The sequence below is a fragment of the Klebsiella sp. CB_Kp196 genome (assembly GCF_040061575.1).
GTDB classification, from domain to species: Bacteria; Pseudomonadota; Gammaproteobacteria; order Enterobacterales; family Enterobacteriaceae; genus Klebsiella; species Klebsiella michiganensis.
In genome coordinates this window covers 13601-26999 of record NZ_JBEAFH010000006.1, presented here as the reverse complement: position 1 = coordinate 26999, position 13399 = coordinate 13601, and the positions used below count along the sequence as shown (strand labels likewise).

Sequence of the window (13399 nt, the reverse complement as noted above, 5' to 3'; positions counted from 1 at the left end):
ATTTACTCCTGCTTAATGAGTTCAATATTCCGCGCCTGCGCCGCGTCGCGCGCCAGCGCGGTCACGAGGCATTTGCGGTGGATAACCAGGCGCCCCTGGCCCAGCGGCGCGACGTCGCGATAGCTCAGCACCGAACCCGCGTGCAGGATCAGCGGCACTCCGCGCTCGTCGGTGAAGTTCACCGGCAGGCGGGCCAGTTTTTTAACCGGGATAACCGGCAGCAGCTGGCGGTGCAGGGTGAGCTGTACGCGGAGGCCAAAAGCCAGCGCGTCGTGAATGTTGCGGGCCGCGGGATCGTCGGTTTCCGCCTCCGTCAGCCGGCCCAGCAGGGGCAGGTCGACGAGCAGAATGCGCAGCGACGCGTGCTGGCAGAACAGGCTCCGGCAGTCGGCATCGCGCAATTGCGCCACGCTCAGCGTCGCCGTGCTAAGGGCGCGACGCTGCAGCCGGGAGACAATCTCCCCCACGATGCGCTGCAGAACTTCGCCGTTCATCGCGGGCCTACCAGCCGGGCAAAGACCTGCGGGTTATCGGCGCCGGCGGCGTTGGCTTCATCGGTATCGATGTGCATTTCGAGGCGCATATCCGGCGAAACGCGAACCGCCACGTTGTTGAAGATCAGCCCGCGCGCGTCGCCTTCAATGGCCACCGAAACTCTGTCGCCGTGGGCGACCCGCAGGATCAGCGCATCGAGCGGCGACATATGAATATGCCGCTGCGCGACGATAACCCCTGACGCCAGCTCCAGCTCGCCAAAAGGGCTGACCAGGCGGATGCCCGGTGTCCCTTTCAGATCGCCGGACATCCTCAGCGGCGCCGCAACCCCCAGGGTTCGGGCATCGGTACGCGAGATTTCCACCTGGCTTACCGAGCGCAGCGGACCGAGCAGGCGCACATTTTTAAGCTGCCCCTTCGGCCCCACCAGGGTGACGGTTTGCTCCGCGGCGTACTGTCCCGGCTGCAGCAGCGCCTTTTTCTCGCTGATGGGATGGCCGGGGAACAGGCGTTCGTAATCCGCCGCCGACAGGTGGATATGACGATTTGAAACCCCCAGCGGGATGGGGCGTAGCCGCATCTCGTCGAGAACTTTGCTGACCGTTGATTCCAGAAGCTGTTTATCCATTACGCTTCACCTCGCTTGCCGGGATGAATGCAAAGCGAGCGCGGCTCACCCTTCTGGCGTGGACATTTTGGATCGAGGCACAGGTTGCAGCTGACCACGCCGTGTTGCTGGGGAAGTTCTTCTGCTGGCGCTGGCGAAACGACAGCTTCAGGTTCAGGTTGCATGACGGAGGGCGGGGGCGCCTCCGCGCGCAGGATCCCTTCTCCGGGCCTGGCGATGACTTTGTGGGCCACCAGGCCGTTTCGCTGCTCGGCAAACTGTGCGCCGGTGGTGATGGCCGCCTGCACGGAGGCCACATCACCGGTAATTTTAATCACCGTCCAGCCTGAACCATTGGTCTTTTCGAGGGCGACCAGCGTGATAGAAGCGGATTTCGCCATGATATCGGCGCAGCTGATAGCCAGTGCCAGACCACAAACTTCAAGTAATCCCAGTGATTGCTTCACGCGGTGCTCCTTATTCGCCATCAATCAGGCTGATTTCGGTAAAATGGCCTCAACGTCGCTGTGCGGACGCGGGATCACGTGGCAGGATTTCACTTCGCCCACCGCGCTCGCCGCCGCGCTGCCCGCGTCTACCGCCGCTTTGACCGCGCCGACGTCGCCGCGCACCATCACGGTGACGAGGCCCGAGCCAATTTTTTCGTAGCCGACCAGCTGCACGTTGGCGGATTTCACCATCGCATCGGCGGCCTCAATGGCGCCCACTAACCCTTTTGTTTCAACCAGTCCCAGTGCGTTATTCATCCTGCTGTTCTCCTGTTGCTTCGCTATTCAGATCCCGGAAAGGGATCCCTTTGACCAGCCGTGCCGCGTTATTACCGGTGTTGCGATGGGCCTGACTGTCCTGATGATGCATCAGCGTAAAAAGCGGCGCCGATGCGGGTAAATTCTTGTAGTGCACGACCAGCGTATGGCGGTCGCAGGCGATGCCCACCAGCAGCGGCGAGCTGCGCGCCGCCTGCCAGGCGCTGTCCACGACCTCTCCGGCCGGGTGATGCTGGAGCCGGAAAGGGATACCTTCCTCTTCGATACCCAGCAGCACTTCGCGCCAAATGCCGTCGCAGCCGTCGATGACGGCGATCGCGATGGCCGGGGCGCTGTGATTACCGTTCATGCGCAAACTCCTTATGCCAGGAGAGAATCAGGCCGGTGGCCACCGCGTTTCGGGGGCCCTCGCTGCCGCGAATATTTCCCCGTCCGGCAACCAGGCGGTAGTGCGCCAGCGCATCGGTGACCAGCTGCGGGACTTCGAAATCCAGCGACGAACCGCCGACCAGCACCACGAACGGAATATCGCGAATGTTGCCGGTGGGGCTGACCTGACGCAGCGCGCGCAGGGCGTTGGTGACAAAGACCCGCTCTTTGGCGCTGCGGCGAATGGCGCGCACTTTTTCCAGCGCTAAATCGCCGGGCAGCGGCACCAGTTCGTCCGCTTTCACCACGCAGACGCGGGCGAACACGGCGGGCGGCAGCGGCGTGGAGAAGAACTGCACGCTGCCGTCCTCGTGGCGTAAATGGAACAGGCTTTCCACCTTGGCCAGCGGGTACTTCTTGATCTCTTCCGCCAGATAGCGGTCTTCCAGCCCCAGCTCGCGGGCAATAATCATCGTCACCATGTCGCCTGCGCCGGCGAGGTGGGTGGCGATGATGTCGCCTTTGGGGTTGATGATGGAGGCATCGGTGGAGCCCGCGCCGAGGTCGAGGATCGCCAGCGGTCGGGTGGTGCCCGGCGTGGTCAGCGCCCCCAGGATGGCGGCTTCGGCCTCGGCGCCGCCGATCTGCACGTCGATATTGAGCTTCTGCTCGATTTCGCGGGCGATCATTGCCATCTGCAGGCGATCCGATTTCACCATCGAGGCGATGCCGACGGCCTGCTCCAGCGAGAACTCCCCGGCCAGACCGCCGGTGACGCTCACCGGTACCGAGGTATCAACGGCCAGCAGGTCCTGAATAAATATTTCGCTGCTCGGCTTGTTGGTCAGCTCGGCCATGGTCTGGCGCACGTGTTCCAGCATGCCGCCGATATTGGTGCCGGATTCGCCGGTGACGTTATCGAGCCTGCCGCAGCCGTCGACCGCTTTCATGATGGCCTCGGCGCCGGCGGCAACATCTACGCGCACGCTACGTCCCTGAGCCAGCAGCTCAAGATTACCGGCGGGTATCGCGCGCGCTTTGACGTCGCCGGATGGCGTTTTGACCACCACGGCGGAACGGTTGCCAATCAGCGCCCGGGCCATCGGGACGATGTTTTTCGTCTCCTCGGGGCTGAGGTTAAAGACGGTGGCGATGCCGTAAGGGTTAGAGAGGGTTTCGATGACCTTCCCCGGTACGGCGACCTCAATCGCCGCCAGCATCCCCAGCGGAATGCGGTCGATGTACAGCACTTCGTCAACGATCGGCAGCGGTTTTTCCAGCCGGTTGCTGACCAGTACGCCATCGTCGCGCTGCAAAATGACGCCGGTAATCTGATACCCGGCGCGCAGGGAAGCGTTAATCACACTGGCGATATCGGCAAAATCGAACGCCGACGATACCACCAGGATATAGGGCGCGTCCGCCGGGCGGGTTAGCAGCTCCTGCGGCGTAATGGTGATGCCTGTGCCAAGCCCCGCGCCGCCGGGCGTTTTCGGGTTATGGCCGATCATGGTCGATTCGGTGATGATGGTTTCGGTAATGGTTTCCATCGCCACATCGCCAATCACCGGCGTCGCTTCGTTGATGCGGATGAGCGAAATATCGCTGACGGCGATCCCGGCGCCTCTGGCGACGAGGGCGAGCGCCTCCTGAATCCCGAACACGTTACGCAACGTGCCTTTGATTCCGGTGGTTTCCGCCAGTGCGCTGTGGGTGATCGTCAGCGCGCCAGCCTCATCCAGGGTCGCCAGGGCGACTTCCGTCGATGAGTTGCCGATATCAATGCCAGCTATATATCGCATCACATGCCCCTGTAATTAATCGTCGCCTTTGAGTTTTTTACGCTCGACGTACAGCGTGGCCGCTTCGCGAACGAAAGCGGCGCAAATCTTCGCCTGATAGCGGCTTTCGAGATCGTCGGCGATCGCCAGCAGCTCCTCTTTCGTCGAGCGATAGGGGCGGAGGGCGTTGTAGATTTCAAGAATGCGATCGTCCGGTACCGCGGTCAGCTCGGCGGCGCGCTCGAAGTTCATCGCCAGCCGGTCGCGGCCCGCGTCTTTGGCAATAGAGGCCTGTAAGCGCAGGGTTTCCGGGGTAATACGCATATCCTGGGCGGTGACTTTATTGCTCAGCACGTTTTCCAGCGTAAAGTCGTCCAGCGTTTTATTGGTGGCGGTTTTCACCCATTCCGGGTGCTTGTTCGCCAGCGGGTAGTCGCTGACCCTGGCGCTACGGGACGCGCCGCCAGCCGCCGGAGCCGCCGCAGGCGCCTCGCCCTGCAGGCTGTTCATGCGGCTCAAAACGTCGCGTACCATCGATTCAATTGCGTCGGTATTCATGGAGTTATCCTTTATCAAAGCGCCACGCGCAGTTCCTGCGGGTTTTTGCCCGTCACCACGTACTTGGTCTCTTTAATGTGCAAAATGGCCGATTTCGCCTGGTACTTCGGCCGCGCCATCTGGTCATTCAGCGTCGGGACCGGCTGCGGCGATTCTCGTTTCGCATAGCGGGCGGCGTTTTTGCCGATCTGGCGATAGGTTTCCAGGGTCAGCAGCGGCGCCTGCGGGAACAGCTCCAGGTTAGAGAGCGGCGGCAGCCCCTGCTGGTGGATCACCGTGGTGCCTTTCGACTGGATGCCGATAGAGATGCCGGAGCCGCTCAGGCGATTGCCTTCAACGGCGACGAAGGCCACGTCGGAGGATTTAAAGCAGCGAATCACGCGCGCCTTAATGCCTTCTTCTTCAATACCGGCAATGACTTCGCGCAAAATGCTCTTATGCGGGATGCCGACGATATTGACGGTCTGCGCCAGGCCGAAAGCCGGGCCGACGGCGATAATCACTTCGTCCTGCTGGGTGCCCTGACGCGCTTCGCCCACTTCCGTCAGGAAGCCGTCGCCGGCGGGCGGCGTGGCCTGGGGCGCCGCGGAGGCCGCCGGCGCATTAAACGAGACCGGTTTATCGCTGCCCTTCATCTCGCTGAGCACGTCTTCAATTATCTGGCGCAGCAATTTTTCATTAATTTCCATTTCTCACCCCTTAATCAATCTCGTTGGGATCAAGAGCGCCAGGGATGTTTTTAATCTCTTCCCAGCGTTCGCCCTGCAGGCGATAGCCCGTTGCCGGACCGGCATAGTCGTTGACGTCGTTGACGGCCGACAGCACCTGCCCGTCGCCGACGATAATCGCGGAGGTATGCAGGTAGTCCCCGGTCAGCTTGGCTTTCTGGATGTTGAGCATGTCCTGGGCCACGTCGGTGAATCCGCCCTGCGCCAGCGCTTTCACCACTTCCAGACCGTTGCGGTTTTTATTGATGATTTCCTGGGCGAACTTGATGTCTTCGACGATGTTGCGCTCCGGCATATCTTTCGAACCGTGGGCGTAGGTCGCGGCTTCAACTTCTTCATCGGTAATCGGCGGCAGCCCCATTCCGGCAAACACGGCCTGCAGCGCGCGGGCGGCTTTGTTACGGATGGCGATGACGTCCTCTTCGCGAACCGGACGCAAACCGCCGTCCACCTTCAGGTCGCGCTGGATGACGTTGTAGTCGTCAAAGTCTTCGGCATCTTCGTTGGAGCCGGCGAACATGTTGTCGTAGTTCGGCACCGCGGAATAACCGGAGGAGATAAAGTCGGTGCCCGGCAGGAACTGCATCAGCAGGCGCGCGGTACGACGCATATCGGAGTGGGTGAAGGTCTGGTCGTTGCTGGAGGCGCACTCCAGATCCAGCGACGAACAGATCAGGTTTTCCGCCAGCACCGCGCGAATGCCGGAAGGCACCGCAGACGGCACGCCGATGCAGCTGACGGAACCGTTTTGCAGACCCTGTACGCCCGCGGCTTTGGTGATGTAGATGCAGCGCGCTTCCAGATAAAGCATGGATTTGCCTTCGGCGTAGCCCATCTGCACTTCCGAGCCGGAGCCGGAGGTAAAGCGCATTTTCAGCCCGCGAGAGGCGTAGGACGAGGCGAGGAAGCCCTTCGACCACGGCGTGTCGTCGCCGTCGGTAAAGACCGGCTCGGTGCCGTAGACGGAGATGGTTTCGGCGTAGCAGGTGTGGCCCAGCATGCCGAGCTTCAGCTCGGTGGCTTCTTCCAGCGAGCACTGCGTCAGCACGCCCGGACGGCCTACCTGCGAGCCCACCAGCAGCGCGATGGCGTTGAACGGCGCATAGCGCGCTACCGCAACGGTGGTTTCCTGTTCGTCAAATCCGCGCCATGCCCCTTCGGCGGCGTCGGCGGCAATCTGTACCGGGTTATCTTTGACGTTGGTGACGTGCGCCTGCTGGGACGGGGTGCGGCGGGCGCGCATTTTCTGCATCGCCATCATCATCTCGACGACGTTCATATGCGAAACTACTTCGACAATTTTCGCCGGCGTCATCGCGGTGGTCAGCGGGACGATTTCGCTGCGTTTAACGTTCGGATCGCACAGCATGTTGGCCAGCTTGACCGAATCCATCGCCATCACTTCTTCGGCGCGGTTCAGGTTGATACCGTAGCGGGCGATAAAGTGGTCGATCAGGTCAAAATCGCTTACCGGTTTCCCGTCCAGCTCGGTCACCGCGCCGTTAACGATTTTAATCGACGGTTTCGGGTCGTTCGGGCTTTCCATCGCGATAAAGCCTTCTTCGATCCACTCCTTAACGAAGCCGTCCTGATTCACAGGGCGTTTCGCCAGTGCTTCAAATCTTTTCGATCTCATGAATCAGCCTCGTGGGTATCAGATGTAGGACGGGCGATCGTTTTTCGGTTCAGCACCGAGGGTCGCAAGGACGGTTTTGCCGATTTCGCGCGCGGAGGTGACCGCCTGGCGGACCGCGCCGGAGTCGCCGGAAATCACCAGAATGGCTTCGTTACTGAAGCTGGTGCCGTGCGCCGGAGAGCTATAGGCCACGACTTCCACGTTGGCTGACTTCAGGGCGGTATCGGCCATCAGCACGCCCACGGAGGCCGGTGCGCCGACGATGATGCCGCAGGCCCGGCCAATCGGCGCGCCGAAGGCTTTTTCCAGCGCGTAGCTGGCGCGAGCGGTGTACTGCAGCTCGATATGCCCGGCTTCGTTGCCGTAAACATCGCCAAAGGTGCGGTCGAGCTCTTTCAGCGCGACTTCGATACCGCGCTTAACGTCGGAAACGTCGTTACCGCCCAAAATAATCAGCGAACCGTGGCCCGCTCCGCCTTTGGTATCGCGCGGCAGCTCAATGCTGACCACTTCGGTATTGGTGGCTTTCACCGCTTCGTCCGCCGCCATAATGTGCGGGCCAGCGCCGGTGCGGGCGCCGAGAATGCCGATGGAGCGATAGCGCTTTTCAAGCTTCATCGCATCCAGCAGGGCGGTATCGACGTTGGCGATAACCAGACCCAGGGTGTCGCCAATGGCGGTCCCGACAAATTCCGTTAAACTGCAGCTTTTTTCTGCCATAGCCGTCTCTCGTATTGGATGGTTTTCAGTAGGGATGGCCTGCTGTTCCGGCGTTGCCACGCGGGCAATCACCTGAGCCATGATCTGTTCCACCAGCTCATTGCTGCTCATTGGCTAATTCCCTTCGGTAAGATTTTTTCTACATCGGTGTGGGGGCGTGGGATGACGTGTACGGCTTTCACTTCACCCACGTTACGTGCGGCGGCGGCTCCCGCATCGGTGGCCGCTTTTACCGCGCCAACGTCGCCGCGTACGATGACGGTCACCAGTCCGGAGCCAATCTTTTCGTAGCCCACTAACATCACATTGGCTGACTTAACCATTGCATCAGCGGCCTCTATGGCTGCGGTTAAGCCTTTGGTTTCTACCATTCCTAGTGCTTCTTGTTGCATAAAGACCTCGCATGGAGTGTTCCGATAGTTGGGACTATAAGAAGATGCGAGGAAAAAGAATGGCTGACTTGAATTTGATGGTGAAAAAATAGTGGGTATTGAATAATATAAAATTGCCAGATTTAAATTTAATCTATTGATTTTAAGTGTTATTTTTATTTGTTTTTATGTGATTATCTTGTTTTGTATATTCCATATTTACAAATTTGTTCATGACGAATTTAATTTTATCTGCTATGCGAGAAAAACTGATTTGTGATGTTTGTTGGAAAACGATGAGTTGGTTTTAGCAATATTTTTGCATGTCATGGCGATGGCGTAATTGCGAAATCCGCGCGTGAGCAATGCTATTCTGAGTTATTCAATGACAATAATTTGTTATTGATGCCCGAATTTTCCGGGGCCGCCGTCAGCAGGTTGCCAACAATTTGCGGAGCGGAGTTCATATAGTGGTGCCCGTTGTACTCTACTGCCAGCAGGAGGTTGGCTGGTCAGGACACGAACTCTGCTAAGAAGGTGTCACCATGAATGATTCGTTAAAAGCGCAATGTACCGCCGAGTTTCTGGGCACCGGGCTGTTTTTGTTTTTCGGCATCGGCTGCCTGAGCGCGTTAAAGGTGGCGGGAGCCAGCCTCGGACTGTGGGAGATATGCATTATCTGGGGTCTGGGGATCTCGCTTGCCGTCTATCTGACGTCGGGAATATCCGGCGGCCATCTCAACCCGGCGGTGACCGTTGCGTTATGGCTATTTGCCTGTTTTCCTGGGCGCAAAGTCTTCCCCTATATTGTCTCCCAGGTCGCGGGCGCCTTCGGCGGCGCGGTGCTGGCCTATGTGCTGTACAGCACTATGTTTACCGAGTTTGAATCCGCCCACCATATCGCTCGCGGCAGCGTTGAGAGCCTGCAGCTGGCGAGTATTTTCAGCACCTACCCGGCGGCGTCGCTGAGCATCTGGCATGCGGCGCTGGTCGAAGTGGTGATCACCTCCATGCTGATGGGGATGATTATGGCGCTGACCGACGACGGCAACGGCGTGCCGAAAGGGCCGCTGGCCCCGCTGCTGATTGGCCTGCTGGTGGCGGTGATTGGCGCGTCAACCGGGCCGCTGACCGGCTTTGCGATGAATCCGGCGCGTGATTTTGGGCCGAAGCTGTTTACGTGGGTGGCGGGCTGGGGCGATATCGCGATGACCGGCGGAAGGGATATTCCGTACTTTATTGTGCCGATTATTGCGCCGCTGATCGGCGCCTGCCTCGGCGCGGCCATCTATCGTTATCTGATAGGAAATAACTTACCGTGTAATACCTGTAAATTAGAGGATTAATGCATCCGCTGAAATAGCGAAAAATTTTCATGAACCGGTATCACGAACTGGCCAAAAACGTCTCCCACGGATGGGAGACTTTTGCTATCGTAATATTCTTTTATCGTTGGCGGTAAATGATGATGAAAGGAAGTGAATATTAAAGAAATGTTTTATTTATAACAAAAAATTAACTGAGAGGTTTTATCATGATTTCTGCGAGCACACTGAACTCAGAACTCATTAATAAAATCGCACAGGATTTTGCGCAGGCCACCAGTCTGGCGGTTGTGGTTGTCAATATTCACGGTGATGAAATATCTGAACTGTTTAACTTCACCCCTTTCTGCCAGCTGATGCGCCAGCACCCTCAGCACAGCACCCGCTGCCGGATGAGCGACCGCTGCGGCGGCCTCGAGGCGTCAAAAACCGATCAGCTCTGTATCTACCGCTGCCACGCCGGGTTAACTGATTTTTCCATTCCTCTGGTTATCGCCGGGCACCTTGTGGGCTTCGTGCTATGCGGGCAGGTGCGCTTAAGCAACGATGTAGAACTGGTGGATATCCTCAACGTGGACGACGGCTGGCAGGCGGACCCCGAGCTGCTCAACGCATTCCGCGACGTGCCGGAGATGGACTACTCCAGAGTGATTGCCTCCGCGGATTTACTGAAGCTGATCGTCGAGAACTGCCTGAAAAAGCAGCTCAACTTTGTGGTGATTAAAGATAATCCCCAGCAGCCGGAACCCACGCGCGCCAGCCGGGTCGCCAGCCCTCACGACAGCAAAATGAAGAAAGCGCTGCGCTACATTGACGCCCATTTATCCGATGAGCTTCGCCTGGAAGACGTCGCCGCCCACGTTTATCTCAGCCCCTATTACTTCAGTAAGCTATTTAAAAAATATCAGGGTATCGGTTTTAACGCGTGGGTGAACCATCAGCGGATGGTGAGCGCCAAAGAGCTGCTTTGCCACAGCGACTGGAGCATCGCCAGCATTGCGCGGAATTTAGGATTTTCGCAAACCAGCTATTTTTGCAAAGTTTTTCGCCAGGCTTATCAGGTCACTCCGCAGGCCTATCGCCAGCAAATTAACGCCAGATCACAAACTGAGTCATTTTAAATGACAATATTTTGTTATTGCCGATTTTTGATATGCCCTTGTATCTGGCTCATTCTAAAATGAAAATATCTCATTCAGAGCAATAAATTGTCATAGCGCAACAAAATAATAATGAGAGAACGATAAGCTGCACCAGTTTTTATTTATTTGATGGGATAGAGTGATATCTGAAATGGCTTTCAGCGCGCCATCGGCGTAATGAAACGGCCTTGGTAATTAAAAATTAAACACGACGGGAGCCATCCAGCTTCCGTAAGATATTCCGGAAATCATGCGAGCCGGGCAGTCCCGCTCGAATCATGACGGACTAAACCGACAGGCGCCAGGGAAGGGGGTGTGAATCCCCCGCAGCCCCCGCTGCTGTGATGCTGACGAACCCATATTTAGCCACTGATCTGCTTAGCGGATTGGGAAGGATGGGAGAGGACGACGCTAAGCCAGAAGACCTGCCTGTCGGTAACAATCAACAACTTCGGTGGGAAGTGGGTTGCTCAGATGCGTACAGTCGAAAGACTGGGAATGCACGCAGCCCTACCACCCGGCACAGGATCGGGGTATGGCAGCCAGGCAGCACGCATTTATTCTCGCAGGTACCGGCAGCGGTTGTGGTAAAACCACCGTTACGCTTGGTCTGCTCAGCCTGTTGAAGCAGCGCGGTATGCGGGTTCAGCCCTGCAAAGTCGGCCCGGACTACCTCGATACCGGCTGGCACACCGCCGTCAGCGGCGTCGCTTCCCGCAACCTCGACAGCTTTATGCTCCCGGAACCGGTGCTCAATGCGCTGTTTTGCGAACGGATGCAGCGGGCGGATATCGCGGTCATTGAGGGCGTGATGGGACTGTATGACGGCTTCGGTACCGACCCTGGCTACTGCAGCACCGCCGCGATGGCTAAACAGCTCGGCTGTCCGGTCATTTTGCTGGTAGATGGCAAAGCGGTTTCCACCTCTATCGCCGCCACGGTGATGGGATTTCAACACTTCGACCCCAGCCTGAATATCGCCGGCGTTATCGTCAATCGCGTCAACAGCGAATCCCATTATCAGCTTCTCAAAGGCGCCATTGAACGCTATTGCGGGCTGCCGGTGCTCGGCTACGTACCGCGAGTGGAAGGGGTGGCGTTACCTGAACGCCATCTGGGGCTGGTCACCGCCCGCGAGTCGCTGGTCAATCAGCAGCCGTGGCGCGATTTTGCCCAAACGCTGGCGCAAACGCTGGATATTGAACGGCTCCTGGCTCTTAGCCAGCTCACCGCCCTACCCGCCGGGGAGTGGCCCCCGCTGCCGTCGCCCGACGCCGGCACGGGCCTGACGCTGGCGCTGGCCGACGACGAAGCCTTCAACTTTTACTACCCGGATAACCTTACGCTGCTTGAACGCTGCGGGGTGAATATCGTGCGCTTCAGCCCGCTGCGCGATAGCGAGCTTCCGCCGTGCCAGATGATTTGGCTCGGCGGCGGCTATCCGGAAATTCATGCCGCCGGGCTGGCGGCCAATACGTCGATGCTGGCGCAGCTGCGGGAGGTGCACCGGCGCGGCGTGGCGATTTACGCCGAGTGCGGCGGTTTGATGTATCTCGGCAGCACCCTTGAAGACGCCAGCGGCGACATCTATCCGATGGCCAATCTGATTCCCGGCCACAGCAAGATGGGCAAACGGCTTACCCGCTTTGGCTACTGCGAGGCGCGGGCGATGCGGCAAACGCTGCTGGCGGCGCCCGGCGAAACCCTGCGCGGGCATGAGTTTCACTACTCGGATTTTACCCCTGATATCCCGGCGGTCCTGGCCTGCCGCAAAGTCCGCGACGGTATGACCCTTCAGCAGTGGTCGGGCGGCTGGCAGGTGGGCAACACGTTCGCCAGCTATCTGCACCTGCACTTTGCGCAGCGTCCCATCATGCTTAACCACTGGCTGGCTGCGGCAAGGAGCGCGCTATGACGCTGCTGGCATGGGGCGTTGCCTGGCTCCTCGATTTTATCATCGGCGATCCGCAGAGCTGGCCGCATCCGGTGCGCTGGATAGGCAACCTGATCGCCGCCGTTCAGCGCGGCGTGCGCCGCTATTGCTGCAGCGATGTCGCCCTGCGCGTCGGCGGCGCCGTGATGTGGCTGGTGGTGGTCGGGCTAACGTGGAGCCTCTGCTGGGGCGTGCTGGCGCTGGCGCGGACGGTTCATCCGTGGCTTGGCTGGCTGGTTGAGGTATGGATGATTTTCACCGTGCTGGCCGGACGCTGCCTGGCGCAGTCGGCGCGGGACGTCGAGCGCCCGCTGCGCGCGGGGGATCTGGCGGAGAGCCGTATCAAGCTGTCGTGGATCGTCGGGCGCGACACGTCGCAGCTTGCGCCGCAGCAGATTAATCGCGCGGTGGTGGAAACCGTCGCAGAGAACACCGTCGACGGCATTATCGCGCCGCTCTTCTTTCTGCTGCTGGGCGGCGCGCCGCTGGCGATGGCCTATAAAGCGGTCAACACCCTGGATTCGATGGTCGGCTATAAGCACGAAAAATATCGCGCCATCGGCATGGTCAGCGCCCGCCTCGATGATGTCGCCAACTTTATCCCCGCTCGCCTGAGCTGGCTGCTTATCAGCCTCGCCGCTCTCCTCTGCGGTGAAGCGGGCGGCCGCGCGCTGCGCATCGGCTGGCGCGACCGCTACAACCACAGCAGCCCGAACTGCGGCTGGTCGGAAGCGGCGGTCGCCGGGGCGCTCGGCATCCGGCTTGGCGGCCCTAACGATTACTTTGGACAGCGCGTGGAGAAGCCGTGGATCGGCGACGCGACGCGCGATATTTCCGTAGACGATATTTCCCGAACGATTCGACTGATGTGGGTGTCTTCGACCCTGGCGCTGGCGCTATTTATGGCGGTCCGGTACTGGCTGGTCGGCGCTGCCTGAGGACAAAT

15 protein-coding genes and 1 riboswitch are annotated in these 13399 nt (G+C 59.1%); of the genes, 4 read left to right on the top strand and 11 right to left on the bottom strand.

Annotated elements, in window-relative coordinates; translation table 11 throughout:
- Window positions 1-2: 2 nt before the first annotated feature.
- From pduM to pduA, 11 genes are read right to left on the bottom strand one after another with little or no spacing between them, the layout of a single operon-like run.
- Window positions 3-494, bottom strand: a complete 492-nt coding sequence (pduM, locus tag ABLU87_RS03585; protein ID WP_122117107.1) for a microcompartment protein PduM — start codon at window positions 492-494, stop codon at window positions 3-5.
- Window positions 491-1123: a phosphate propanoyltransferase gene (locus tag ABLU87_RS03580; RefSeq protein ID WP_014226641.1), complete on the bottom strand. Its 633-nt coding sequence runs from the start codon at window positions 1121-1123 to the stop codon at window positions 491-493. Before ABLU87_RS03580 ends, pduM begins: the two co-directional genes overlap by 4 nt.
- Window positions 1123-1590, bottom strand: a complete 468-nt coding sequence (locus ABLU87_RS03575; RefSeq protein WP_122117108.1) for a BMC domain-containing protein — start codon at window positions 1588-1590, stop codon at window positions 1123-1125. Before ABLU87_RS03575 ends, ABLU87_RS03580 begins: the two co-directional genes overlap by 1 nt.
- Window positions 1591-1593: 3 nt before the next feature.
- Window positions 1594-1869, bottom strand: a complete 276-nt coding sequence (gene pduJ / locus ABLU87_RS03570; RefSeq protein WP_004853788.1) for a propanediol utilization microcompartment protein PduJ — start codon at window positions 1867-1869, stop codon at window positions 1594-1596.
- A complete protein-coding gene (gene pduH, locus ABLU87_RS03565; protein ID WP_122117109.1) occupies window positions 1862-2239 on the bottom strand; it encodes a propanediol dehydratase reactivase beta subunit PduH in 378 nt (125 codons plus the stop codon). Before pduH ends, pduJ begins: the two co-directional genes overlap by 8 nt.
- Window positions 2229-4061 (bottom strand): propanediol dehydratase reactivase alpha subunit PduG, encoded by a 1833-nt coding sequence (gene pduG / locus ABLU87_RS03560; RefSeq protein WP_014226638.1) that lies wholly within the window; start codon window positions 4059-4061, stop codon window positions 2229-2231. Before pduG ends, pduH begins: the two co-directional genes overlap by 11 nt.
- 15 nt (window positions 4062-4076) lie before the next feature.
- The gene (gene pduE / locus ABLU87_RS03555; protein WP_004133648.1) at window positions 4077-4598 is read right to left on the bottom strand and encodes a propanediol dehydratase small subunit PduE; all 522 of its coding nucleotides are present in this window, start codon (window positions 4596-4598) and stop codon (window positions 4077-4079) included.
- A gap of 14 nt (window positions 4599-4612) precedes the next feature.
- Complete coding sequence (gene pduD, locus ABLU87_RS03550; RefSeq protein WP_004853784.1) at window positions 4613-5287, bottom strand: propanediol dehydratase medium subunit PduD; 675 nt, start codon at window positions 5285-5287, stop codon at window positions 4613-4615.
- A 10-nt stretch (window positions 5288-5297) separates the two neighbouring features.
- Window positions 5298-6962: a propanediol dehydratase large subunit PduC gene (pduC, locus tag ABLU87_RS03545; RefSeq protein ID WP_004105132.1), complete on the bottom strand. Its 1665-nt coding sequence runs from the start codon at window positions 6960-6962 to the stop codon at window positions 5298-5300.
- A gap of 18 nt (window positions 6963-6980) precedes the next feature.
- Complete coding sequence (pduB, locus tag ABLU87_RS03540; RefSeq protein WP_004205485.1) at window positions 6981-7793, bottom strand: propanediol utilization microcompartment protein PduB; 813 nt, start codon at window positions 7791-7793, stop codon at window positions 6981-6983.
- Window positions 7790-8074, bottom strand: coding sequence for a propanediol utilization microcompartment protein PduA (gene pduA / locus ABLU87_RS03535; RefSeq protein ID WP_001183618.1), 285 nt, complete (start codon window positions 8072-8074; stop codon window positions 7790-7792). Before pduA ends, pduB begins: the two co-directional genes overlap by 4 nt.
- Before the next feature lie 524 nt (window positions 8075-8598).
- Here pduA and pduF point away from each other — a divergent pair.
- From pduF to cbiB, 4 genes are all read left to right on the top strand, one after another.
- Window positions 8599-9399, top strand: a complete 801-nt coding sequence (pduF, locus tag ABLU87_RS03530; protein WP_032453955.1) for a propanediol diffusion facilitator PduF — start codon at window positions 8599-8601, stop codon at window positions 9397-9399.
- Between the two features lie 188 nt (window positions 9400-9587).
- Window positions 9588-10499 (top strand): regulatory protein PocR, encoded by a 912-nt coding sequence (gene pocR / locus ABLU87_RS03525; RefSeq protein ID WP_025107430.1) that lies wholly within the window; start codon window positions 9588-9590, stop codon window positions 10497-10499.
- A 300-nt stretch (window positions 10500-10799) separates the two neighbouring features.
- Window positions 10800-10968, top strand: a riboswitch (cobalamin riboswitch).
- A gap of 87 nt (window positions 10969-11055) precedes the next feature.
- A complete protein-coding gene (locus ABLU87_RS03520; RefSeq protein WP_064378226.1) occupies window positions 11056-12435 on the top strand; it encodes a cobyrinate a,c-diamide synthase in 1380 nt (459 codons plus the stop codon).
- Window positions 12432-13391 carry an adenosylcobinamide-phosphate synthase CbiB gene (gene cbiB, locus ABLU87_RS03515; protein ID WP_122116683.1) on the top strand — a complete coding sequence of 320 codons (960 nt, stop codon included), beginning with the start codon at window positions 12432-12434 and terminating at the stop codon, window positions 13389-13391. Before ABLU87_RS03520 ends, cbiB begins: the two co-directional genes overlap by 4 nt.
- Window positions 13392-13399 lie beyond the last annotated feature (8 nt).

Bases quoted from the DNA above. Each gene is read 5' to 3' on its own strand.
- pduM (WP_122117107.1), bottom strand. From the start codon at position 494: ATGAACGGCGAAGTTCTGCAGCGCATCGTGGGGGAGATTGTCTCCCGG.
- ABLU87_RS03580 (WP_014226641.1), bottom strand. From the start codon at position 1,123: ATGGATAAACAGCTTCTGGAATCAACGGTCAGCAAAGTTCTCGACGAG.
- ABLU87_RS03575 (WP_122117108.1), bottom strand. From the start codon at position 1,590: ATGGCGAATAAGGAGCACCGCGTGAAGCAATCACTGGGATTACTTGAA.
- pduJ (WP_004853788.1), bottom strand. From the start codon at position 1,869: ATGAATAACGCACTGGGACTGGTTGAAACAAAAGGGTTAGTGGGCGCC.
- pduH (WP_122117109.1), bottom strand. From the start codon at position 2,239: ATGAACGGTAATCACAGCGCCCCGGCCATCGCGATCGCCGTCATCGAC.
- pduG (WP_014226638.1), bottom strand. From the start codon at position 4,061: ATGCGATATATAGCTGGCATTGATATCGGCAACTCATCGACGGAAGTC.
- pduE (WP_004133648.1), bottom strand. From the start codon at position 4,598: ATGAATACCGACGCAATTGAATCGATGGTACGCGACGTTTTGAGCCGC.
- pduD (WP_004853784.1), bottom strand. From the start codon at position 5,287: ATGGAAATTAATGAAAAATTGCTGCGCCAGATAATTGAAGACGTGCTC.
- pduC (WP_004105132.1), bottom strand. From the start codon at position 6,962: ATGAGATCGAAAAGATTTGAAGCACTGGCGAAACGCCCTGTGAATCAG.
- pduB (WP_004205485.1), bottom strand. From the start codon at position 7,793: ATGAGCAGCAATGAGCTGGTGGAACAGATCATGGCTCAGGTGATTGCC.
- pduA (WP_001183618.1), bottom strand. From the start codon at position 8,074: ATGCAACAAGAAGCACTAGGAATGGTAGAAACCAAAGGCTTAACCGCA.
- pduF (WP_032453955.1), top strand. From the start codon at position 8,599: ATGAATGATTCGTTAAAAGCGCAATGTACCGCCGAGTTTCTGGGCACC.
- pocR (WP_025107430.1), top strand. From the start codon at position 9,588: ATGATTTCTGCGAGCACACTGAACTCAGAACTCATTAATAAAATCGCA.
- ABLU87_RS03520 (WP_064378226.1), top strand. From the start codon at position 11,056: ATGGCAGCCAGGCAGCACGCATTTATTCTCGCAGGTACCGGCAGCGGT.
- cbiB (WP_122116683.1), top strand. From the start codon at position 12,432: ATGACGCTGCTGGCATGGGGCGTTGCCTGGCTCCTCGATTTTATCATC.